Source organism: Rhizobium sp. SG741, from assembly GCF_012275435.1.
GTDB classification, from domain to species: domain Bacteria; phylum Pseudomonadota; class Alphaproteobacteria; order Rhizobiales; family Rhizobiaceae; genus Rhizobium; species Rhizobium lusitanum.
The window spans coordinates 125,585-147,671 of sequence record NZ_JAAZQP010000011.1 but is presented as its reverse complement, the minus strand read 5'-3'; the positions used below and the strand labels follow the sequence as shown (position 1 = coordinate 147,671).

The following is a 22,087-nucleotide window of genomic DNA, read 5'->3' as shown; positions in this document are numbered from 1 at the left end:
GAGGCGAACGGGCTTTGCTCCCCGGCCACGGGACTTTCCACCCAATGTATCCCTTCGACCAGATTATACGTTTTCAGATTGTAGATTGCCTGTCAATTGAAGAAATCGTACATTGTTTACGGAAAATTTGCGTGATATTGGAGCGTTATGTGTATTAAGTGAGGAAAGTCTTGGCCGAAACGAGCGATTTTAGAGCAAAGCCACCCGAAGGGATCGACGCTATCGGGGCCTCCAGCGAGGGCGCCTCGGTTTATCGACTGATCAGGGACGACATTATCGAAGGGCGGCTCGCTGCCAACGAGCGGCTTGTGGTTACCGACCTCGCCCGGCGCCACGGCACCTCAACCAACCCCGTGCGCGAGGCTCTGCAACTGTTGCGCGGGGAGGGCTTTGTCACCCTCATTCCCAATCGCGGAGCGCGCGTGCGGCCCATAGATCAGGATTTTGTTCGGGACATCTACGAGATCGGAGTCTTGATCGAACCGGCACTGACGCGATGGTTCGTGAATATGGCCACCGTCGAGGACATTGCTGAACTCGAACGCATCCAAAGCCTAATTGAAGAGAACAACTTCGCCGACACGTTCAGGCACAGCGAGTTGGACACCGCCTTTCATACCGTGATGTACCAAAAGCACTACAACCGCCATGCGGCCGAGCTCTGGTGGAAGCATCGCGAAGTGCTTCGAGCCGTGAGCCGGCGTTTCAACTTCACGCTCGCCCGGCGTGCCGCGGTCCTTGGCGAGCATCGCGAGCTCATCGCGCATGTGAAAGCGGGAAATGCGAACGAGGCAGCCGAACTCATTGCACGCCATGTCGAGGGCTCCGGCCGCCACATCCTGGAACATATGCGTGCCCGTAACGCCGCCCGGGCGGGATAGAATACTTAGTCTGAATATCTTTATACCGACCACTTCAGCAAAGGCACTTGAGATGAAAATCACCAGCGTCCGGCCGTGGCTCATCAGATCCGATGCGTCCTATTGGGGAGAGTATCTGTTCGTCGAAGTGACTACAGATGAGGGGGTCAGCGGCTGGGGAGAGATCACCACCACGACAAGGCTCGCCAATCGCGCCCTCTGCACGATCTTGCGGCAAATCGGGGTCGCTTTGACAGGCGAGGACCCGGCGCGTATCGAGTATCTGTGGCACAAGATATTCCGCAGCTTCACCTACATGGGCAGTCGCGGCGCGGCAGTCGAATGCGTAAGCGCCATTGACATAGCTCTTTGGGACATCCGAGGCAAAGTTCTTGGCAAGCCGATTTACGAGCTGTTGGGCGGACCGGTACGCGACGAAATCGCGCTCTACACCCATCCCAACCAGGCCAAGTTTACCAGTAATGAAGCTGTGGTCCGGGAAATTCGAGACATTGTCGAGTCCGGCCACACTGCTTTCAAGTTCGATCCTTTCCCCCATCAAGGCCGCGCCGTCGATGGACAGCCTCGCGAACAGCGCGACGGCTACCTCGATGGTAGCATGACCCGCAAGGATGAGCGCGAAGCCGCCGAACTCACGGCCCTGATCCGCGAAACGGCGGGCCCTGATGTTGATATCCTCATCGATGCGCATGGCCGGTTCGACGTTCCCACCGCCATTCGCCTTTGTCGGAGCCTTGAGGAAGCTGGTCAGATCGACTGGTTTGAGGAGCCCTGTCCGCCTGAGAGCCTCAACGCGCTCAAACAGGTCCGTGAGAAGGTCAGTACCGCTATCTCCTGGGGCGAGCGCGGCCACACGAAGTGGGATTTCGTGCCGGTGCTCGAGAACAAGCTCGCCGACTACATCATGCCGGACGTCACCTGGACCGGCGGCATCACCGAACTCAAGAAGATTTCTGCCCTATGCGAAGCCTATTACATCCCGGTTTCGCCGCATGATGCCGCAGGGCCGATCAACGTGGTCGCGGGAGCGCAGGTGATGATGACCGTTCCTAATTTCTACAAACTTGAAACGTCAGAGTGGAACTTGGGCAAATACGATCATCTCATCGACAGACCACTCGATGTTTCGAACGGCAGCCTCAAGCTTACGTCCAAGCCTGGTCTCGGCGTTGAAATGAACCGCGACTACCTTCAAAATCACGAGATAGAGTTGGCCTAGCCAGCAACGCTCTGCGCCGCCTCAGCGTGCGCGACGACGAGCCCGCCGACCAGAACGAGGATAAATCATGGCAGAGGCAAATGGAGCCGACCAGGCGCTCAATCGGGTGAACACGCATTCCAAGCCGTCCGACCTTCGCATCACCGACATGCGGGTAGCCGAAATTGTCGGCGCGCCGTTTACCTCAACGCTACTCAAGATTTACACCAACCAGGGCATCGTCGGGCTCGGCGAGGTGCGCGATGGCGCCAGCGCCACCTACGCACTGATGCTCAAGAGCCGGTTGCTTGGCGAGAACCCTTGCGACATCGATCGCCTGTTTCGTCGGATCAAGCAGTTTGGCGGGCACGGCCGGCAAGGCGGCGGCGTATCGGCGGTTGAAATCGCGTTGTGGGATCTTGCCGGCAAGGCCTATGGCGTCCCTATCTACCAGATGCTCGGCGGCCGGTTTCGGGAGAAAGTGCGCGTCTACTGTGATACCGACGCCACCGTACCGAGCGGTACCGAGACCGGCAAGCGCCTCAAGCAGCGCATGGAGCTCGGATTCACCTTCCTAAAGATGGATTTGGGATTGATGCAGATCGCGGATGTGCCCGGTGCGGTCGTGTTTCCTGCCGGCTCACTAGAAGGATACCGCGACGGTCCCCGTCGCGGGCCGCTGAAGACCATTGAGGAGCGGCGTGTCCGCAATGCTGCGTACGATTTGCATAACGTCCCGCACCCGTTTACCGGCCTGCACTTTTCCGAGAAGGGCCTCGACCTGCTTGAGCAATATATCGCCGAGGTTCGTGAGGTCATCGGCATGGATGTGCCGCTTGCGATCGACCATGTTGGCCATATCTCTGTGCAGAACGGCATTCGCCTTGCCAGGCGAATTGAAAAATACGTGCCAGCCTGGCTCGAGGATGTGATCCCATGGCAGTATACCGAGCAATACCGACAACTGCAGCACGCCACCACGGTGCCGATTTGCACGGGCGAGGATATATACCTCAAGGAGGGCTTCGAGCCTCTGCTCAATAGTGGCGGCGTCTCCGTTATCCACCCGGACCTGCTCACCAGCGGGGGCATCCTCGAGACCAAGCAGATCGGCGACATGGCGCAGGACCGTGGCGTCGCCATGGCCATCCATATGGCAGAAAGTCCGATCGCCGCAATGGCCGCGGCACATGTCGCGACCGCGACCGAAAATTTCATGGCGCTCGAATACCATTCCGCCGATGTTGACTGGTGGGACGATATTGTCACGGGCCTTCCCAAGCCGCTGGTGAAGAACGGCTTCATCACTGTTCCCGACAAGCCGGGTCTGGGGATTGACGATGTCGTGGACGAGGTGATTTCGGGGCATCTGCAGCCGGGTGTCACCGGCATTTGGCAGCCTACGGATCGCTGGGACGATGAGTATTCCTGGGACCGCACCTGGAGCTGAGACGAAAAGGAACGAAGATGAAGATCGCCGATCTCCGCTGCGCCGTTATCGGTAAACACCCGATCGTTCGCATCGTTACGGACGAGGGCCTCTATGGCTTGGGTGAAGTCGAATTCACTAAGCCCTACCTCAAACCCTTTGTGCTGCATTTCCGCGAGGCGCTGATCGGCGAAGACCCGACCGACGTCGAGAGAGTGATGCTGAAGATCCGTCAACGTGGTTCTTTCAAGCCGTACGGCGCGGCGGTGAGCGCTATTGAGCATGCGCTGTGGGATATTGCTGGCAAGGCCGCGGGCGTGCCCGTCTATAAACTGCTCGGCGGCAAGGTGCGGGACAAGGTTCGCGTCTACAACGGCTCGATTCGCCAAAAACGCATGGGCGACCGGCCGGAGGATTACGCCGCTGACGTCAAATGGATGATGGAGCAGCCGCAGAACTTCTTCATGGTCAAGCAAGGAATCTCGTTCCACTCCAACATGAAGGACACCATCGACGACTTCCACTACGGCGTGACGCAGAAGAAGGCCGGCTATCACGGTGCCATGGATCAGGGCGTGATCAGCGAGCGCGGTTTCAATCACATGCTCGATTGCGTGATCGCGATGAAGGAAGTGCTGGGCGACAAAGTCAGCCTGGCGCTCGACTGCGGCCCGGGCTGGATGCTGCCCGATGCAATCAAGTTCGCCCGGGCGGTCGAGAAGTACAATCTGATGTGGCTCGAGGACATGCTCACTGGCGACTATGTGCCTTGGGTCAATCCGCAAGCCTATCGGGAATTGACGACCTCCACCTCGACGCCAATCCACACTGGCGAGCAGATCTACCTGCGGCACAACTTCAAGGAACTGATCGAGACGCAGGCGGTACGCGTCATCGGCCCCGATCCAGCCGACGTTGGCGGCATCGCCGAACTCAAGTGGGTCGCCGAGCACGCCTACATGCACTCGATCCTGATGGCACCGCACGGCACCGCTAACGGCCTGCTGGGGCTCGGCGCGTTGATTAACGTCTGCGCCACATTGCCGGCAAATTACATCGCGTTCGAATATCCAACCGCCTCCGACCCCTGGTGGGAGGATCTGGTAATCGGCCTGCCGCCGCAGATCGTGAAGGACAGCATGGTGGACCTACTGGAAGCGCCGGGGCTTGGCCTCGATATCGACGCCGAAGGAGCCAGAAGATATCTCAGGGAAGAAGATGCGGGCTTTTTCGACTGAACCCTCCACCTCCCTGCCCATCTTGTCAGGCGCCAGGCAATAGTGTGCGGCCTGACGTATCGTCCGCATTCTGGGCATAGGAAGATAGACCGACGCCTGTATGGCGCTTCTCTGATCGAACAGTCCTGCAACCCGAATTCGAGCGTCCTTCGTTTGGCGACCTCCCGGCGCGGCTGACGAAAGCTGCATCTGGCTGTTGATGCCGGCCGTGGCGAGATCATCGCACATAGCCTGACAAATCAGGAAACCGGCGGTGTCTCGCAGCTGGCGCCGTTGCTTGATCAGATCAATGATGAGATCGACCAGTTCACTGCCGATGGAGCCTATGATGGCCATCCAACCTACGGTGCGATTTTCCGTCATACCATGGACGCAAGGGTCGTCATTCCACCGCCAGCGAACGCGGTTGGACGGCCTAACGCCCAAAAGTCCTGCCAGAGAGATGTCCACATAGAAACCACGCAGGCAGATGGCCGGCTGAAATGGCAGACGTGCATCGGCCGTGGCAAACTGATCGAAACGGCAATGGGTCGATGCACAGGCGTCATTGGACAGCATATGCGTGCTCGCTCATTCCTTGCTCAACAGACAGAGGCTGCGATCGGTGTCGAAAGCAGTGCCCGGGATAAGCAGCGCATAGCGAACGCCTATCGAGACGCACGTTCACTCATGGCAGCCTTGGATCTTGATGGCGGCTCAGCTCGTCCCGGCAACCTCGCCTGCCTGGAGTACTTCAATAGCTATAAGAATGATGACGAATAGCGGCCGCCGGCTGGATGCTGACCGCAATTCAGGAGCGTGTGGCCGAGCGTAACCTTTATGGGTGGCAAAAGCTCCAGGAGATCATAGGTGCGGCGGTGCATGAATTGCACCTATCCGAAAAGGCGTTTCTCCATTGGGGCGTGACCTAGTTCGAAGAACTTGGGCCGTGTAGTGCTCCCGCAAATGTCGGACGCGTACTTTTTAGGTATGCCTTTGCGAGGGTCGCGTCGCGCGAGCTCATCAAAAAGCGGTTCGCGCTGCGCCGTACTGTAGCGTCCTTCGTGCAGCGCTCGCTGGAGCGCTGCCATTTTGTGCTGAGATCAACTTATGCAGCAAATCCCGTTTCGGGCTCAATAATAACGATGATGCCGATAATGGGGACGGTGCCGGTGATGGTCGTACCAACCCCGGTGATAACCACGCCAGTAGTGGCTCCGATAGCTGCGATGCGGTCTCCAATGATGCCGATGATGCCGTGGACCATGCCAATGGCGGTGATGACGATAGTGGACCGTCTGAACGGACGATTGAACTTCCGGCTTTGTCATATTCATCATCGGCGCGGCCGATGCAGCGCCAGCTCCGATAAGCAAGCCGACACCTAGGATTCCAGCAAGTAGCGTTTTGAAGACTTTCATAGTGAACCTCCCTGATATCTTCCTCATCCTGAAACCTAAAGACTGAATGGGGGATGAATGATCGTCGGGCATGCAATTTGACGCGATGGACGGCCTACTTCTCGTCGGGAGGTTCAGTATCGATGTTGAAAGCGAGCCGCTCGTCCAAAGCTGCACGGTTCATCAACCGGCGTGCCGCGACTTTCCGTTCACAATGTTCGCAAGAGCTTCGGCAGTCATGAGTTCACTGCGCGGCATCTCGCTAGAGGCTCGTCAAGGTGACGTCGTCTCACTCCTTGGTGGATACAGCTCCGGAAAATCAACGCTGCTGCGGCCACCGCATGTACACTTTTCGAAAATGCAGCCGAAACTCAGCGAACCAAACAAGGCGCTTGCGAGAATTTTTTCGCTCACAGAACCGAGGCGGGAACGTTGTGAGTGACCTTACTCGCTCAAACCGGACGGCTTTTCGAAGGCTCAGTCTCCGGGCGAGACGGCCGGCAAGTCGCCAACGACGATCTCTCTCAGGCTGTGCCGGAGCGTTGCGACGTTGGTGCTACCGTTCAGTCGCTCGAATTCTCGCTGCGCATCCTGCCAGAGAGGAGCCGCTCTCTCATGCAAGCGTCGGCCTTCGTCCGTGAGTTCAATGATACGAACTCGGCCGTCCACGGGTGATGGCTTGATCGTGACGAAGCCGTCGCGTTCCAGAAAGCCAACCATCTTTCCCATCGCCGTCCGCTCGATATCGAGCCGTTCCGCGAGAGCGTTGACAGCGGCACCGTCGGCTTCGTCGAGCGCCGCCAGGGTCAGGAACTGCGTGATACGAAGCCCGACGGGCTCAAGATGGGCATCGTAGAACCGCGTGATCTGACGGCTCGCCTTTCTCATGGCAGAGCAATTGCATTGATCGATCCCCAGCGGTTGGTTCGCCGACAACATCTCGTTTTCCTTTCGAATCCTACTTATCGTCCGCAGGCTATATGGCGCAAAGTCCAAGGCCTCCGCATCACATAGCCTGCGGCTTGGCTGTTTCTCCACCATCTTAGCGCTTAGAACAATCCTGGCGGCGGCGTGATATAACCGGGCACCTCGGCTGAAAGCGTGCTCTTCAGCAGTGTCGTTCCCTGATCGGCCATGATCTCGCTCTTGCCGGCGGCGAGCGCGTCATAGGTTTGGCGCACCACATCCCGCGGGCTGGCTTTTGGCACATCGATGCCATTGGTCAGGTCGGTATCCACGAAACCGACATGCAGACCGAGAACCTGGATGCCACGATCTCGAAGGTGAAAGCGAAGCTGGTTCGTGAAGCTCCAGGCCGCCGCCTTTGATGCAGCATAGGGTGTCAAAATGGGCCGCGGAAGCCACACGATGTCGGATAGCACGTTGATGATGGCAGCACGCGGCTTGGCCGACAGGATCTGCTCGAAGGCCTCCGTGACGCGGACGACGCCATAATAGTTGGTGTCGAACAGACGCTGCGACTGCTCTTCGACATCGGTTGCCAGAGGTCCGTCGATAAGAGCAGCGATGCCCGCGTTGTTGATCAGCAGATCAGTATCCGCCGCCAGTTCCGCTGCCGCGGCGATCGATGCTTTGTCCGTGACATCGATCCGGACGGGGATGATGCCCGGTTCGTCGAAGCCGTTCGTATTGCGCATGCCGGCATAGACCTTCTTCGCTCCGCGACGATGGGCCTCGCGCGCAAACGCTAGGCCCAGGCCACGATTGGCACCGGTGATAAAGACGGTGGTGTTGGTGACATCCATGACAAATTACCTCTCTAAAGCCACAGATCAGGGCATCCAATATCGATACCCGCCTGCGGGCGTTGGGTTTAAAGAAAAAGGTCTTCCGGCAACTGGCCGGACAGTGCCTCGCGAAGATTGGTGGCGAGAGACAACACAGCACCAAGCGGGCTCATCCGCACGCTGACGCGTGGCACCGAACCATCGGGGTTGCGGTCGACAACTACGACGGCGTTCAGGCTCTCCCCGCTTGTCAGGACCGCCTCGTATTCGAGAAAGAGGCGCGAGCCGACAGTCTGGAGAAACGTGGGATTCTGCGAAGCGTAGAAGGTCCCGACCGTGTTGACGGCCAGCTTGATCTCGTCCCGTCCGATGACCGCGCCTCGCAGCACGGAGCTGGTCAGTTCCGCGTCGACGGACAGGTCGTCCAGAAACGGGTGACGTTCGCCTTGAGTATTCGACATTGTTCAAACTCCTTGCCTCGACGGCTTTCACGCAAAGGCGGCACGATTGTTGGTGATGAATTGCTGGACCGAGAGGGCCGGCGTTCCGGTGATTTTCTCGACGGCATCGTTCGTGCCCGCGAAGACGCCATCACGATAGTTCTGAGCGACTTCGACCAGGTGCTGCACGAGGAAAGGCGGAAACTTGTAGAGATTTTCCATCTTGTCCTTGAATACCTCGATGGAGGTTGGCGCGTAGTCGATCTTCGCGCCAAGCACTTCGCTCATGGCGGTGGCGATCTCGGTGTGGTTCATCTCGAGTGGTCCATGGAGGGGATAAACCTTGCCTTCATGTCCCAGCGGATCGGCAAGAAGATGCGCGATCACCCGTCCTTGATCATCCGTCGCGATCGGTGCATGGCGCCCTTCGGCAAAGGGGAACTCGATCTTTTTCGTGGCCCATATTTCCTTGGCAAAATGCGGATAGACGAGCCAGTCGGCAAAGAAGGTCGGGCGCAGATGCGTAGTCGGAACACCGGACCAGTCGAAGACTCGCTCGGAAACCCAATGGTCCTGCGCAGCGTGGCTCGCCGATTCACGACGCGCCGAAATCTGCGACATGTTGACGATTGCCGTGACGCCTGCTTCCTTTGCGGCCTGTGCGAAATAGGCCGCAGCACCGATAATGCCCGGCGCGATCGGATGCAGGAAATAGGCCGACCGAATGCCTTCCATGGCGGCGCGGATGTCATCGATGTCGGTGAAGTCCCCGACAGCGATATCAACTCCCCGCCGCCTAAGGGCCGTCGCCCGCTCGTCATCTGAGCGCACGTAGGCGCGCACCGACTTGCCCATCTTCAGTAATTCATCGATCGCCGCACCCCCGGTCCGTCCGGTTGCTCCGCTTACAAGTATCTCAGCCTCACTCATGATCTCGCTCCTTTCGTTGGTGAGAGCATATGCTCTTATACGGACAAAAATAGGAGCATATGCTTTTATCGTCAATAGGAGGCATTTGCATTTTTTGGGAGGCTCGTTTTTGGATCGACTGTGAACCGGCACCGAGGTCGCCGAATGTCCGGTAGTTAAGCTAATTTTGGACACTCTGCGTCATTGCTGTGTCGCAGACCACGCAGCGCGACATTTTTCTTTGATTGAGGAGGACCTCTGCATGGTTGTTTCTACAAGTTCGTCCATTGCCCGGCGCAGGGTTGTCTACGCGGTCGACACGGGGTTGCTGCATGACGGGTTTTCGCGGGGTGGATCTTCCTGTGTTCAAGGCGCAGTCTCGATCGAGCTGCGACGGATTCGAGAGGGCGGTCGCTGCCTCGTAAAGTAACGCCCGTAGCTGACTGTCGCCTCGTCGCGAGATATGGTCTTCATAGTCGATCTCGCCGGACTGATCGGCATATAAAGTACGGTGTGGCAGTCGCCGGTCTCTATTCTGTCGTGTTGACCAACCCCAGCTTTATGAGGCTTTCGGCCGTGGCGACGATTGCGTCTTCGCGTGAGCGTGGCGCCCAACCAAGCAGGCGCTTGGCTTTGTCTCCACTGGCATTCATGTTGACGCCGAGATGCGGCACGATCCCCTTCATCGCCGGATTGAAAAGCGCGACGACGCGGATGAACCAGTTGGGTAGCACGCGGGTGGAGACCTTTTTTGCGCCTTTCCCGAGACGTTGATTCAGCAGCCTGGCGATCTCGACCATCCACAGGCTCTCACCCGATGCGGCAAGGAAGCGCTCGCCGTTGGCGGCCGGATCGGTCATTGCGCGCAGATGCAGGTCGGCGACGTCGCGCACGTCGACAACGCAGGTGTTGATCTTGGGACAGCCCGGCTGACCATCCAGCAGGTTCTTGATGAGCCGGATCGAGTGCGAGTAATCGGATCCCAGCGCCGGTCCGAGAACGGTCGTTGGGTTGACGGTGGCCAGCTCCAGCCCGCTGCCTTCACGCGCGATGAAGTCCCATGAGGCTCGCTCGGCCAGTGTCTTCGATCGCTGATAGGGCGCGACGTTGCCGTTCAGGTCGCTCCAGTCGGTTTCGTCGAAGGGACGGCTTCGCGGCTTGTGGCCGACGCCGATCGCACCGAAGGCCGAGGTGAGCACCACCCGCCTTACACCGGCATCGCGTGCCGCACGCAGCACGCGCAGGTTTCCATCGACCGCAGGCCGGATCCAATCCTCTTCGCGCACCTGATCGCCGGACGGCGTCGGTGAAGCACCGTGGATGATATAGGCGCAGTCTGCGGCGGCCTCCAGCCAGCCGTCGTCGGCTGTGAGGTCGGCGGCGGCAAATGAAAGGCGATCGCCCGGCTCGGCACCCCCAGTCCTGAGGTTGCTGAGAACCTCTGCCTCTCGCGACAGTGACCTGAGCGTAGTCCGCACGCGATAGCCCGCCTCCAGCAGCGCCAGAATGCAGTGCTGCGCGATGAACCCGCTTCCGCCGGTTACGAGTACCAGCTCTTCACTCATAATGATCTCCAGTGTTGTTTGTCGCGCATCAGCGGTCGATCCCTGCCATGATCCAGGCGGGATAGCGATTGCCGGAGACGGTGCCGGTCGCCAAAGCCTTGTCGAGTATCTGCATGTCGGCAGGCGTCAGCCGGACAGCGTCTGCCGCCACATTCTGCTCGAGGTAGGCGCGACGCTTGGTGCCGGGGATCGGCACGATAAAATCGCCCTTGTGCAGCAGCCAGGCGAGCGCGATCTGCGCAGGCTTTGCACCATGGGCTTCAGCGATGTCGAACACCGCCTGTGCGGCACGCACGTTTGCGTCGTAGTTCTCACCCTGATACCGCTCGTCGATGCGGCGGGTATCGCCCTCGGGATAATCTTCCGCGCGCTTCACCCCGCCGGCCAAAAAGCCGCGTCCGAGCGGACAGAACGGCACAAGACCGATGCCCAGCTCGCGCAAGACGGGGATCACGTCGGTTTCGAGATTGCGTTCCCAAAGCGAATATTCGCTCTGCAGCGCCGCGACTGGATGGGTGGCATGCGCGCGGCGCAGCGTGGCAGCCCCCACCTCAGACAGGCCGAAGAAGCGCACCTTGCCTTCCTTCACCAACTCGCCGACCGTGCCGGCCACATCTTCGATCGGCACCTTGCGATCGATGCGGTGCTGGTAGAGCAGGTCGATGTGGTCGGTTTGCAGTCGCCGAAGCGAGCCCTCGACCGCCTGGCGGATTGCGGCGGGGCTGCTGTCGGTCTCGGCGCCGAGCTGGCGTCCATCCACGAATCGGAAGCCGAACTTGGTGGCGAGGATCACTTTCTCCCGACGGTCGCGGAAGGCGCGGCCGAGCAGCTCCTCGTTGGTGTATGGCCCATAGCCTTCCGCCGTATCGAAGAAGTCGCAGCCGAGCTCGATGGCTCGATGAAGGGTGGCGATCGACTCCGCCTCGTCCGCCGGACCATAAGACTGGCTCATGCCCATACAGCCCAGGCCAATTGCGCCGACCTGCGGGCCTTGGGTGCCCAACTTCCGCTTGCTCAATATCATGGGCCTAATCCCTCTTGTGTTTGCATGGCCCTGAACATAGATGCGGCAGATCGGACGTTGAATGCTTGAGAATACGCAATACTTGCGCGATAATACGAAAATGATCATCGATCCCTTCTCGCAAATTCTCAGACTCGTGCGTGCCGAAACGCTGGTCACGGGTGGCTTCACGGCTGGAGGCCCTTGGGCGATCCGATTCCCGGCCCCGAAGACGATCAAGTTTTTCGCCGTCGTGAAGGGGAGTTGCTGGGTGGCGCTTGACGGCGAGGCGCCCATCCGGTTTGCAACGGGTGATGTAGGGCTGCTCTCGGCGCCGCGAGCCTTCGTGCTCGCCAGTGATCCGGATGTCACTCCCGTCGACGCGATGACGCTGTTCTCAGGGGTTGGGCGAACGACGGCCCAACTCGGCGACGGTGGCGACTTCGCGCATATCGGTGGGCACGTCCTGCTTGATCCGGCCAGCGGCCGCCTGTTGGCGGATGCGCTGCCGCCCTGGATCCACGTGCGGGCGAACTTGCCCGCGGCCGCGACGTTCCGGTGGCTGCTCGATCGGCTCGTCGAGGAGCGTGCTTCCGATCTACCCGGCGCCGAACTCGCATCCGCTCAATTGGCGCAGTTGCTCTTCATCCAGATCCTGCGAGCTCACCTGGCCGGAGCGCAGGACGAAAGCGGAGGTTGGCTAAGGGCGCTCAGCGATCCACGCATCGCGCCGGCCCTGCGTTTGATGCACCAGGATCCGGCGCGGGCATGGCGCCTTGAAGATTTCGCCGCCGCCTGCGCCATGTCGCGGACGACCTTCGCCGAGCGGTTCCGCAGCGTCGCTGGCATCGCGCCGCTGGCCTACCTCACTGAGTGGCGCATGCGACTGGCCGAGCAGGCGCTCCGGAATGAGGATGGAAAATCGGTGGCGTTGATCGCGCACTCCGTCGGCTATGCATCCGAAAGCGCCTTTAGCAATGCATTTAAGCGGGAAACCGGTAAGTCGCCAAAATCTTACCGGAACAATAATATGCACAAACGCAGTTTGACACAGCTGGAGGATGTCTGATGCGGCTCGGATTTGTTCCAACCATGTGCTTGATCCTGAAAAGACCGGAAATTCATATGCCAATGTTTTGACGGCCCGTAGCGGCGTAGGATCAATCGATCCTGGTTCAGGCTCACATTCTTTCAAGACCGCCGGGTCGAGCGTGACAATCAAGCGGGAAGCCAGGCTCGATGGCATTTGCCGCATTCAAGCACAAAACCTTCGGCGCTCTACCCCTCGAAATGGAACGGCGGCCTTTCACTCCGACAGATATCCTAGAGCCCTGCACCTTTAGCATCACCATCGCCCAGCAGAACAGGCCTATTTCAGTTGGGAAGCGGTGGCGGACACGGCGCGTCCAATCCGCGAAACGGATCGCGCCAGGCTTCGATCTGATCCAGGCGATCAGACCAGTGTCTTATGGCGGGATAGTCCTCTATCGGAAGGCGCGCAGCGTCGTTGAACGGCAAGAACGTCGCCATGCGAAAATCGGCGAACGAGATTGTCTCGCCAAGGATCCACGGTCGACCGGACAATTCACTTTCGAGAATGACCGCTGCTTTGTGGAATTGACTTAGACCCTCTGCAACCATCGTGTCGTCACACGGCCCAATACCGTAACGCAGCTTCGTGCCGCGCTCCCAATGAACGATATCACATGCCTTCATGAAGTTCTCCTTCGCCCAACTGATCCAGCGGATCATGTCCGGTTCTTCGTCATCGGTTCTCCAGAAGTTCGAGCCGGCGTGCCTGGACAGCCAGCAGGCAATCGCATCGCTCTCCCAAAGCGTTCGACCGGAGTGCTGCAAAATCGGCAAAAGAAGGTTTGGGTTGAGCGGCAGATATCGCTCCGATTGCCCCGGAGCCATCGGTGCGGCGAACTCGAACGCGATATCTGTTTTCAAGAACCGCGCAACGGCAACTGCAAGGCGTGGATTGGGGTTTCTGCTGAAATACAACTTCATTCGGTTTTGCCTCCGGTGTCCTCGTCGTAGAAGACGAACGAAGGCTCATCCTTTCGACAATCGCGGATCAAAAATCTTTCCCGAGGCTCTCGCCGAAGGTCGAACTCTTCGCGCGCCAGATGAGTGACGCCTTACTCAATTCAAACAATCTCCAATGGGCGCTCAGCCGATGGACGCTTGATGACGACTACAGGGAGGTCTAAAGCCTGTGCAATCGTCGCAATGCCGGCAAACCCTACCAGCAGACCAGCCAGCATTTGTCATGAAGCGGATCCATGTGACGGTCGGCGGCGCTCATTTTCTTTGATGATGCCAGCTTCCACGCGTGGGGGCTCCCCATGCTGTCCTTGATTGTGGCCGAAGAGCCGCCTCAGGAAGCTCACCAAGTCATCTACGAATGTGAAGATCGTCGGTATGACAAGCAAGCTCAAGAATGTCGAGGTGAGCAAACCGCCAATGACGACGATCGCCATCGGTTGGCGAAAACTGGAATCGCCACCACTCAGGCTCAAAGCGACCGGCAACATACCTGCGCCCATCGCGATTGTTGTCATGACGATCGGCCGGGCCCGCTTATGGCAGGCATCCACCAACGCGTCAAAGCGCGAGAGACCCTGTCGCCGGGACATAATCGCGTATTCGACCAGGAGAATGGAATTTTTCGACACCACTCCCATAAGCAATATCAGTCCAATAATGGCTGGCATCGAAAAGCTGGTGCCTGTGATGGCCAAGGGAAGCAATGCCCCGCCAAGTGCAAGCGGAAGCGCCATCAGGATCGTGGCAGGTTGGAAAAAATCATGAAACAGGAGTACGAGGACGGCATAAATACAAAAGACCCCTATAGCCATCGCCGTTCCAAAGCTCTGAAATAACTCCGAACTGCGTTGCAGCTCCCCCTGTTCTACCTGATATACACCTTGTGGTAGTTGGCGCAGTGCGGAAAGGGCTTGAGCTTCCTTATTCACATCCCCAAGAACGCGTCCATTGAGTTCTACCGACAGCGTGATATTTCGGGCACGATCGATCCGATCGATTTCGGACGGGCTGCCTCCAATCGTGATCGTTGCTACGCTTCCAAGCGACACCTTGCCATTTGTACCTGCGACCTGCAGCTGCGATATGGCATCGATGTCCCTGCGAGAACGGGGGTCAAATCGCACCCGAATGGAAATCTGTCTCTGTGGCAGATTCAGTTTCGACAGCTCGCTGGAATAGTCTCCATTCGTCGAAACCCGCACCGCCTCGGCGATCGATTCAGACGTGATACCAAGTGCTGCGGCCTTAGTGAAATCCGGCCTTATCTGGATCTCAGGGGCTTGTAGCGAAGCGCTGGACGTGACCGCTCCAACACCTTTGAGTGTTCGCAACTGGTTTTCAAGCGCGCTTGCGGCCTGTTCCAAGACATTGGAATCGTCACTTGCGAGAGTGAGCTCCAGTTTGGTGCCATTGCCTCCGGTCCCGACCTCCACGCGTACGCCGGGCAGCACGGAAAGAGCGTGACGGATATCGTCTTCGATCGCAGACTGTTTACGGCTGCGCTTATTAATGTCTTTCAGGTCGACGACAAGAGTGGCCTTTGTCACATCCGTCGTTGTCGTTGAATCGAGTCCGCTACCGCTTGAAGAGGTTCCGACGGCGCTGAAGACCTGCGTGACATCGGGGAGTTTGGAAATAATGTCGCTTGCGCGCTTCGATATGGCATCCGTCTGATCCAGGGCGCTGCCCGGTTGAAGTGTCAGACTAACCTGCGTCTGAGCATCGTCAGAGGCAGGAAAGAATCCAGTCCTCAGAAATGGAATAGTTGCCAAAGACAAGACGAGTAGAGTGCTCGTGGCAAGCAAGGTCAATTTGCGGTGGTTGAGGCAAGCTTTGACCATCGCAATGTATCCTCGCATGACCAGACCGTCCTCCTTCTCCACATGATGAGGTTTCATCAAATATGCGGCCATCATTGGGGTCAGAAAGCGCGCAACCAGAAGAGAGGACAACACCGCCACGGAAGCCGTTATGCCGAATTGCCGGAAGATGAGGCCGGGAATCCCGCTCATGAATGCAGTTGGGAGAAACACTGCAACCAAGGTGAACGTTGTTGCGATCACCGCCAGCCCGATTTCGTCAGCCGCCTCCAGCGCCGCATTCATGGGTGTCTTGCCCATCTGAATATGACGAGTGATATTTTCCACCTCGACAATTGCGTCGTCCACGAGAATGCCGACAACAAGCGATAGCGCGAGAAGCGTAACCGTATTGAGGCTGTAGTCAGTCAAATACATGACCAGGAACGTCGGTATGATGGAGAGTGGGAGAGCAAGCGCTGAGAGGCAGGTCGCGCGAAAGTCGCGCAGAAATATCCAGACAACGACGATGGCGAGAATGGCACCTTCATAAAGCATGTGCATCGAGCCCTCATAGTTCTCGATGACGGGATTTACCGTTGTATAGGCTTCAACAAGCTCGACCTCCGGATGCGCAGATGCGAATTCCTTCATTTTCTTCTGGACGTCATCAGCAACCGCCGTATCGGAAAAGCCCTTTGATCGCTTGATCTCGACGGCTATCACGCGCTCTCCATCGAAATAGGCAAGAGAAGAACGGTCAGCGAAGCTGTCAGTGACGCTGCCTATTTCATCGAGCCGGACGCTTTTTCCGTTGGACAGCGGAATTGCCAACTTTGATAGATCTTCAATGGAGGGAAGAGCACCGAGGGTCCGTATGGTTTGACGGGCAGAGCCGATTTCGCCACGACCACCGGATTTGTCTGATTGAACAGACTTCACGCGGGAGGAAATATCCGAGGCGGTGATACCGAAGGATGTCATGAGGTTGGGATCGAGATCGATGTGGACCTCGCGGTCCACGCCGCCCAATCGATCGACTTCTCCTACGCCCCCCACCGATAGCAATGCCTTGGTCATGTCGTTGTCGACAAACCAGGAAAGCTCCGTCTCGTCGAGGTCTTTGGAGCGCACCGCGTAGGTTACGAGAACGGAAGATTGCACCGTCACCTTGGAAACCGTCGGCGATTCCATTTCGGACGGCAAATCGCTCTTGGCGCTATCAACAGCGTTGCGTACTTCGTTAAGTGCGGTTTCGCTGTTCTTTTCGAGCTTGAACGAGACGCTGATCGATACCGATCCGTCGGTGATCGTCGTTGTAATATGATCAAGAAGGCTGAGAGAGGCGAGCTTGTCCTCAATCTTACGTGCAACCTCAGTTTCAAGCTGGGTTGGCGCAGCACCTTCAAGCGATGCGGAAATTTTGATGGTCGGCAGATCCATGTCGGGAAAATTCTGGACCTGGAGCTTCGAAAAGGCGAGCAAGCCGCAAACTGTCAACAACACAAACAGTAATACAGAGGGCACGGGGTTGCGAATTGACCAGGCGGAAATGTTCATTTTGCCGCCCCTTCAACATTAACAAGCGCGCCTTCCGAGAGGAAAGCCCCGCCAGATCGCACAAGCATCTCATCGCCCGCCAAGCCAGCTGTAATCTCGACGCGGTTCTCTCTTCGGCGACCGACATCAACGCGGATCCGGTGTACTCGGCGTACTTGATCAATGGCAAAGACGTAATTGATACCGTCTCTGAAAACCAAACTGGTTTCCGGCACGGTCAATGCTCTTTTCGTACCAATATCGATGTTACCAGATACATAGAGACCAACACGGGGTTGAGGCTCTTTAGGCAACTCCACATAAACAATCGAACGGCCTGTATCGCTGCTGACGGTTGGTGCGATAAGTCTGACCTTACCCTGAAACGCCTTTCCGCCCGGCTCCGTGACTTCCGCGGGCAACCCTATCTCGACCTGCGGAAGATATTGAGCTGACACTTCAGCCTGCCATTCGACGCGCTGCTGGCGAATAAGACGAAAAAGCTCCGTGCCGGTGGACACGACTGCACCTAGCGAGGCTGATCGCGAGGTGATGATGCCGTCGTCGACGGCGGTGATAGTGGTTTGCTCAAGTTTAATTTGCTGGCTCTCAAGCGTGGCCCGTTCAGAATCAAGATCTGCCTTCGCGGTCTGCTCCGTGGTCAGGTATTCCACTCTCTTCTGGTCGGACAACGCGCCCGATCCTCCGATCGTGCGCGCTCGATCCGCGTCGACCTTCGCCTTTGCTAGATCTGCCTCTTTTGTAGCGACAGCCGCCTCCTCTTTGCGCAGATCGGCCAGCACGGCTTCCTGATTCAGCCGGACAAGAGGATCGCCCTTCTTGACGATGGATCCGACGTCGGCAAGGACCTCTGTGATACGCAAACCGCTCGTTTCAGATTCAATCACGGCTTCATGCCAAGGCTTCAGCCATCCACTCGCCGGGATTGTTTGAGGCCAGTCTTGGAGCGAAGGTTTAACCGTCGCGACAGTCAGTGCCGCGGCCCCCTTGGTTTGTCCCTGTTCTTCTGCCGCGACAGGGCGTGTTCCAACCATGCACGTCGATATGACGGCAAAAAAAGCCCCACAAATAACGCGCTTTAGGTCGTCGCGGAGATGGGGATTTCCCAGATAAGTCTTATGTGAAATAGTCATTGAGCGGATTGCTTTGCCTGAAGGTGCGGAGCCTCGTTCACGTCGCGAACGGCCGGCTGTGAAATGTCGATCGGACCGGTCCATCCGCCTCCGAGCGCTTTGTTAAGCGAGATATAATATGTCGCGATATCGGCTTTGGTCTCGATGAGACTTTTTTGGGCCGAGTACAAAGACCGGTCGGCGTCCAACACGTCGAACAGATCCCCTTCGCCGGCGATTTGCAGCTGCTTTGAAAGCTTCGCAGCCGCCCGATAGCCTTCGACCGACTTCGCCAGATCCACCGAGCGCGCCCTCGATCGATTGAGAGAAATTATGGCGTTCTGAACATCCTCTAGAGCGGTGAGGACGGCTGACTGGTAGGAGAAGAGGTACTGATCACGTTGTGCCTTGGCGACATCAACCGCCGCCCTCAACTGGCCACCCTTGAAGATCGGAATCGTAAGCGAAGGGCCAAACGACCATCCGATGGTAGATTTCTTACCCAGATCAGAAATGCTCGTGGCGGAAGAATCAATGGATCCGGTAAGGCTCAGCGACGGGTATCGATTAGCCTCGGCCTCGCCAATCTTTGCTGTCGCTTGGGCCAGTTCACGTTCTGCCTTGCGCACGTCTGGGCGGGTATTCAATATGTCGGCAGGTATTCCGACGGAGATCTTCGCGGGAGGAACGGGAAGCCTTGACCTCTTGCCCAGGAGGCTCTCAAGCAGCAATGGCGACTTGCCGAGCAAGACCCCCAACCGATTGACTGACTTGGCATAGGAGATTTCATAGGATGGAACATCGGCATGGGTGGACGCCGCTTGAGCTTCGGCCTTGGTAACATCGACCAACGACGTACCACCCGCACTATATTGTGTGCGCGTCAGCGCGGCCGTTTGGGCCTGAGATTTTGAAGAATCTTGAGCGAGTTCCGCCAGCTGCTGATATTCGCGTGCCTGAAGATAATAGGTCGCGACATCCCCAATCAGGGTGACGAGCGTATCGCGCAGGTCTTCTTCCGCGGCGTCGACGCCATATTTCGCAGCCTCCGCCGTACGCTTATTGCCCCCAAATAAATCAAGCTCCCAGCTGGCATCGAAACCGGGCTGATAATCATTGTAGGCGGTAGCCGGCGTGCCACCAGACGCGGCCGTGCGGTTGCGTGTCGCGGAGGCCGTGCCCTCGATCGTCGGGAGCAGTGCGCCAACCTGTTCGCGATAGGTCGCGCGAGCTTCCCTTATCTTTGCTTTCGCCGTAGCGACATCGAGATTGGCCGCGACGGCTTGAGCAATAAGGTCATCGAGGATCGGATCCTTCATTTGCTTCCACCACTCCGCAAGTGCTGGTGGCTTGTCCGGATTATCGTGCGCTCTGGTGTTCCAGCTCTTGGGCATGGAAAGCCCCGGCTTCTGGTAGTCTGGGCCGACGACACAGCCGCTGAGCGCACCAGCCAAAAGAAGCAGAGTGCTAAACTGGTGCATATTCAGCCATCGGGCTGAGCTTCGACACCAGCCCTGTGTTGTAGGCGCCAGCTTGCTCCTGCGAGCTCCGCTATCGGTATCCAGTCCCGCCCCCTCTAATGGCACGGGATAAGACTGCGAATGGGATTCAGTTGTCTCAGTCAATACGAGGCTCCAGGGGCAAATTGCCGACGGCCCTCTGATAGCGACTGTGATGTTAAGCGACGTTAAGGAAGTGTAAAGTTGTGTAAAACTTCTTCCGATCGGCGTTGTTGGGTGTATTCGTGCCGAGGAAATGCACACGGAACCTGATATGGCGAAAGTACTTTTGATCGATGACGACAGTGAGCTGACGACCCTTCTCAGCGAATATCTTGTAGAGGAAGGGTTTCAGGTTGAGACGTCGGAAGATGCCCGTGTTGGCATAGCTAGTGCCGCCGACCAATCGGTGGACATCATCGTTCTCGACGTGATGATGCCGCGGATGAACGGCATAGACGCTTTGCAACGCATCCGTCGCCTAGGCGATGTACCCGTTTTGATGCTGACGGCAAAGGGAGATGACATCGATCGAATTTCCGGTCTCAATCTTGGCGCGGATGATTATGTCGCAAAGCCGTGCTCTCCCGGTGAACTGGTCGCTCGCATTCGCGCTATTCTTAGGCGAGCAGGAAGCAGGCCCGGTGATGAAAATATTCTTCAGGTCGGTGACCTCGCCTTACATCCGGCCAGTCGAACCGCCCAATGGCAAGGCAAGCCGCTGGAATTAACGGGTGCGGAATTCAACATACTCGAAGTGTTGGCACGCAATGCCGGGCAATTGGTACCAAAGCAGGAAATCTCTCGGCGCGCATTCGGCCGACCTCTTACGCCATTTGACCGTCGCATCGACGTTCATATCAGCAGCGTACGCCAAAAGCTCGGCACCCGTGATGACGGCACGTCCTGGATTCGCTCCATCCGCGGCCAGGGATATCAACTGGTGCAGGAGTACTGATGCGAAAGTTATTTTGGAGGATTTTCGCAATTGTTTGGCTTACAATGGCTCTATCAATCGCGATACTGTTTGCGATCGGTTCTGTCTTTGGACTGGTACCTCCCGCGCAAGAACTCCGCGACCAACGGACATCTTTCGCGCTCGATACAGCCGCTAGGTTATTGGCGACAGGCGGGGTTGACGTATCACAACAATTCCTGTCCGCCGTTGCGCAGACGCCGTCGCCAGTCCATCTGAAACTGACGGTCATCGGCGGACCAATGGAATGCACCATCAAGGTTACGGATAAATTTGAAAGACGTGTCGTCAATGCAGACCATTGCTTTCAACTGAGCGCCGAGGCGACGGAAGTCGGCTTTCTATCACGCAATCTGCCGAGGCTCGTCCCTTGGGCTTCAGCCATGTTTGCTGCTGCACTCGCTGCCTATTGGCTGGCGCAATATCTAACGCGGCCCGTGGAACAATTAAGGGGTGGATTGCGCGCCTTGGCGCTCGGCCAATTCGATATACGAATCGGCAATAAGATCGATCGAAAGAGGGATGAGATTGCAGCGCTTGCTCATGATTTTGATATCACCGCGGCGCGTCTGCAGGAGTTCCAGAATATCCAACAGCGTCTCTTTCACGATATATCTCATGAACTTCGATCACCTCTGTCTAGGCTGCAGGCAGCAATTGGCCTTCTGAACAAGAATCCCAGTCGATTGCATGCAATGACCGAGCGTGTCGAACGAGAAATCGCAAGAATGGATGATCTCGTTGGCGAGATTCTGACTCTCGCCAGACTCACCACCACCGAGATTGAACCACTGGAGCGACAGACCGTTGATCTAGTCGACCTGCTTCGCGAGATTGCCGACGATTGCGCGTTTGAAGGCGCTTCGCGCAACATCACTCTGCTTTACGAGGGAGTAGGATCCTGCGTGACATCCGTTAATGGTGAGCTCATTTACAGAGCGATAGAAAACGTGGTGCGAAACGCTGTCAAATATTCCCCATCAAATACACAGGTCCTCATTCGAACCAAGAGGGAAGATCAGGCCTTCGCGATTACCGTGGTGGATCAAGGTCCGGGCATCCCCAAAGATGTTCTCGAGGCAATCTTTCAACCGTTTCGGCGTGGAAGTGATCTTCCCCCTGGCGCCGTCGGTTTTGGCCTCGGATTAGCGATAACAAAACACGCCTTCGCACGCCATGGCGGCGAAGTACAGGCCGAGCTTCCAGCGGAAGGCGGACTGCTCATGCGTATGATTCTTCCTGTTTAACCACCCATAATTTTGCGAAAGTGCAGGCCATGTTCCACTCGCATGCTTTTTG

Annotated in this window: 18 protein-coding genes and 3 pseudogenes; 9 read left to right on the top strand and 12 right to left on the bottom strand. The window is 57.4% G+C overall.

The window, feature by feature from the left end:
• Positions 1-170: 170 nt before the first annotated feature.
• The 5 genes and pseudogenes from FHT29_RS25270 to FHT29_RS25250 form a co-directional block, all read left to right on the top strand.
• The gene (locus FHT29_RS25270) at positions 171-881 is read left to right on the top strand and encodes a GntR family transcriptional regulator (RefSeq protein ID WP_168600297.1); all 711 of its coding nucleotides are present in this window, start codon (positions 171-173) and stop codon (positions 879-881) included.
• A 52-nt stretch (positions 882-933) separates the two neighbouring features.
• A complete protein-coding gene (locus FHT29_RS25265) occupies positions 934-2,100 on the top strand; it encodes a mandelate racemase/muconate lactonizing enzyme family protein (protein ID WP_168600296.1) in 1,167 nt (388 codons plus the stop codon).
• Between the two features lie 67 nt (positions 2,101-2,167).
• Positions 2,168-3,529: a mandelate racemase/muconate lactonizing enzyme family protein gene (locus FHT29_RS25260; protein WP_168600295.1), complete on the top strand. Its 1,362-nt coding sequence runs from the start codon at positions 2,168-2,170 to the stop codon at positions 3,527-3,529.
• A gap of 17 nt (positions 3,530-3,546) precedes the next feature.
• A complete protein-coding gene (locus FHT29_RS25255; protein WP_037191140.1) occupies positions 3,547-4,746 on the top strand; it encodes a mandelate racemase/muconate lactonizing enzyme family protein in 1,200 nt (399 codons plus the stop codon).
• A 180-nt stretch (positions 4,747-4,926) separates the two neighbouring features.
• Positions 4,927-5,355 (top strand): annotated as a pseudogene (locus tag FHT29_RS25250) (transposase); the annotation flags it as partial.
• Positions 5,356-5,833: 478 nt separating this feature from the next.
• Here FHT29_RS25250 and FHT29_RS25240 read toward each other — a convergent pair.
• The gene (locus FHT29_RS25240; RefSeq protein ID WP_156143616.1) at positions 5,834-5,992 is read right to left on the bottom strand and encodes a hypothetical protein; all 159 of its coding nucleotides are present in this window, start codon (positions 5,990-5,992) and stop codon (positions 5,834-5,836) included.
• Positions 5,993-6,317: 325 nt separating this feature from the next.
• Between FHT29_RS25240 and FHT29_RS34645 the strand changes: the two are divergent.
• A pseudogene (locus FHT29_RS34645) lies at positions 6,318-6,459 on the top strand (histidine/lysine/arginine/ornithine ABC transporter ATP-binding protein); the annotation flags it as partial.
• Between the two features lie 143 nt (positions 6,460-6,602).
• Here the strand turns inward: FHT29_RS34645 and FHT29_RS25230 are convergent.
• From FHT29_RS25230 to FHT29_RS25200, 7 genes and pseudogenes are all read right to left on the bottom strand, one after another.
• The gene (locus FHT29_RS25230; protein ID WP_037191137.1) at positions 6,603-7,064 is read right to left on the bottom strand and encodes a MarR family winged helix-turn-helix transcriptional regulator; all 462 of its coding nucleotides are present in this window, start codon (positions 7,062-7,064) and stop codon (positions 6,603-6,605) included.
• Between the two features lie 110 nt (positions 7,065-7,174).
• A complete protein-coding gene (locus FHT29_RS25225) occupies positions 7,175-7,891 on the bottom strand; it encodes an SDR family oxidoreductase (RefSeq protein ID WP_168600294.1) in 717 nt (238 codons plus the stop codon).
• Between the two features lie 68 nt (positions 7,892-7,959).
• On the bottom strand, positions 7,960-8,334 hold the full coding sequence (locus tag FHT29_RS25220; RefSeq protein WP_037191132.1) for a hypothetical protein: 375 nt from the start codon (positions 8,332-8,334) through the stop codon (positions 7,960-7,962).
• Positions 8,335-8,361: 27 nt separating this feature from the next.
• Complete coding sequence (locus tag FHT29_RS25215; RefSeq protein WP_037191129.1) at positions 8,362-9,243, bottom strand: NmrA family NAD(P)-binding protein; 882 nt, start codon at positions 9,241-9,243, stop codon at positions 8,362-8,364.
• Positions 9,244-9,598: 355 nt separating this feature from the next.
• Positions 9,599-9,715, bottom strand: a pseudogene (locus tag FHT29_RS25210) (transposase); the annotation flags it as partial.
• A 37-nt stretch (positions 9,716-9,752) separates the two neighbouring features.
• A complete protein-coding gene (locus tag FHT29_RS25205; RefSeq protein ID WP_112441987.1) occupies positions 9,753-10,787 on the bottom strand; it encodes an aldehyde reductase in 1,035 nt (344 codons plus the stop codon).
• Between the two features lie 28 nt (positions 10,788-10,815).
• Positions 10,816-11,811 (bottom strand): aldo/keto reductase, encoded by a 996-nt coding sequence (locus FHT29_RS25200; RefSeq protein WP_037191124.1) that lies wholly within the window; start codon positions 11,809-11,811, stop codon positions 10,816-10,818.
• 100 nt (positions 11,812-11,911) lie between these two features.
• Between FHT29_RS25200 and FHT29_RS25195 the strand changes: the two genes are divergently transcribed.
• A complete protein-coding gene (locus tag FHT29_RS25195) occupies positions 11,912-12,859 on the top strand; it encodes an AraC family transcriptional regulator (protein WP_037191974.1) in 948 nt (315 codons plus the stop codon).
• Positions 12,860-13,164: 305 nt separating this feature from the next.
• Here the strand turns inward: FHT29_RS25195 and FHT29_RS25190 are convergent, their stop codons facing one another.
• From FHT29_RS25190 to FHT29_RS25175, 4 genes are all read right to left on the bottom strand, one after another.
• Positions 13,165-13,803, bottom strand: coding sequence for a glutathione S-transferase family protein (locus FHT29_RS25190; RefSeq protein WP_037191121.1), 639 nt, complete (start codon positions 13,801-13,803; stop codon positions 13,165-13,167).
• Between the two features lie 260 nt (positions 13,804-14,063).
• The gene (locus FHT29_RS25185; RefSeq protein WP_168600293.1) at positions 14,064-17,201 is read right to left on the bottom strand and encodes an efflux RND transporter permease subunit; all 3,138 of its coding nucleotides are present in this window, start codon (positions 17,199-17,201) and stop codon (positions 14,064-14,066) included.
• On the bottom strand, positions 17,198-18,235 hold the full coding sequence (locus FHT29_RS25180; RefSeq protein WP_051963282.1) for an efflux RND transporter periplasmic adaptor subunit: 1,038 nt from the start codon (positions 18,233-18,235) through the stop codon (positions 17,198-17,200). Before FHT29_RS25180 ends, FHT29_RS25185 begins: the two co-directional genes overlap by 4 nt.
• Before the next feature lie 95 nt (positions 18,236-18,330).
• Entirely contained in the window at positions 18,331-19,794 is a 1,464-nt protein-coding gene (locus FHT29_RS25175; RefSeq protein WP_047555663.1) for an efflux transporter outer membrane subunit, read from the bottom strand.
• A 292-nt stretch (positions 19,795-20,086) separates the two neighbouring features.
• Between FHT29_RS25175 and FHT29_RS25170 the strand changes: the two genes are divergently transcribed.
• On the top strand, positions 20,087-20,770 hold the full coding sequence (locus FHT29_RS25170; RefSeq protein ID WP_037191116.1) for a response regulator transcription factor: 684 nt from the start codon (positions 20,087-20,089) through the stop codon (positions 20,768-20,770).
• Positions 20,770-22,035 carry a HAMP domain-containing sensor histidine kinase gene (locus FHT29_RS25165; RefSeq protein ID WP_037191115.1) on the top strand — a complete coding sequence of 422 codons (1,266 nt, stop codon included), beginning with the start codon at positions 20,770-20,772 and terminating at the stop codon, positions 22,033-22,035. The genes FHT29_RS25170 and FHT29_RS25165 overlap by 1 nt, the downstream gene beginning before the upstream one ends.
• Positions 22,036-22,087: the final 52 nt, after the last annotated feature.

Excerpts from the sequence above, each read along its gene's own strand:
- FHT29_RS25265 (WP_168600296.1), top strand. The coding sequence starts at position 934 with ATGAAAATCACCAGCGTCCGGCCGTGGCTCATCAGATCCGATGCGTCC.
- FHT29_RS25260 (WP_168600295.1), top strand. The coding sequence starts at position 2,168 with ATGGCAGAGGCAAATGGAGCCGACCAGGCGCTCAATCGGGTGAACACG.
- FHT29_RS25255 (WP_037191140.1), top strand. The coding sequence starts at position 3,547 with ATGAAGATCGCCGATCTCCGCTGCGCCGTTATCGGTAAACACCCGATC.
- FHT29_RS25240 (WP_156143616.1), bottom strand. The coding sequence starts at position 5,992 with ATGGTCCACGGCATCATCGGCATCATTGGAGACCGCATCGCAGCTATC.
- FHT29_RS25230 (WP_037191137.1), bottom strand. The coding sequence starts at position 7,064 with ATGTTGTCGGCGAACCAACCGCTGGGGATCGATCAATGCAATTGCTCT.
- FHT29_RS25225 (WP_168600294.1), bottom strand. The coding sequence starts at position 7,891 with ATGGATGTCACCAACACCACCGTCTTTATCACCGGTGCCAATCGTGGC.
- FHT29_RS25220 (WP_037191132.1), bottom strand. The coding sequence starts at position 8,334 with ATGTCGAATACTCAAGGCGAACGTCACCCGTTTCTGGACGACCTGTCC.
- FHT29_RS25215 (WP_037191129.1), bottom strand. The coding sequence starts at position 9,243 with ATGAGTGAGGCTGAGATACTTGTAAGCGGAGCAACCGGACGGACCGGG.
- FHT29_RS25205 (WP_112441987.1), bottom strand. The coding sequence starts at position 10,787 with ATGAGTGAAGAGCTGGTACTCGTAACCGGCGGAAGCGGGTTCATCGCG.
- FHT29_RS25200 (WP_037191124.1), bottom strand. The coding sequence starts at position 11,811 with ATGATATTGAGCAAGCGGAAGTTGGGCACCCAAGGCCCGCAGGTCGGC.
- FHT29_RS25195 (WP_037191974.1), top strand. The coding sequence starts at position 11,912 with ATGATCATCGATCCCTTCTCGCAAATTCTCAGACTCGTGCGTGCCGAA.
- FHT29_RS25190 (WP_037191121.1), bottom strand. The coding sequence starts at position 13,803 with ATGAAGTTGTATTTCAGCAGAAACCCCAATCCACGCCTTGCAGTTGCC.
- FHT29_RS25185 (WP_168600293.1), bottom strand. The coding sequence starts at position 17,201 with ATGAACATTTCCGCCTGGTCAATTCGCAACCCCGTGCCCTCTGTATTA.
- FHT29_RS25180 (WP_051963282.1), bottom strand. The coding sequence starts at position 18,235 with ATGGTTGGAACACGCCCTGTCGCGGCAGAAGAACAGGGACAAACCAAG.
- FHT29_RS25175 (WP_047555663.1), bottom strand. The coding sequence starts at position 19,794 with ATGCACCAGTTTAGCACTCTGCTTCTTTTGGCTGGTGCGCTCAGCGGC.
- FHT29_RS25170 (WP_037191116.1), top strand. The coding sequence starts at position 20,087 with ATGGCGAAAGTACTTTTGATCGATGACGACAGTGAGCTGACGACCCTT.
- FHT29_RS25165 (WP_037191115.1), top strand. The coding sequence starts at position 20,770 with ATGCGAAAGTTATTTTGGAGGATTTTCGCAATTGTTTGGCTTACAATG.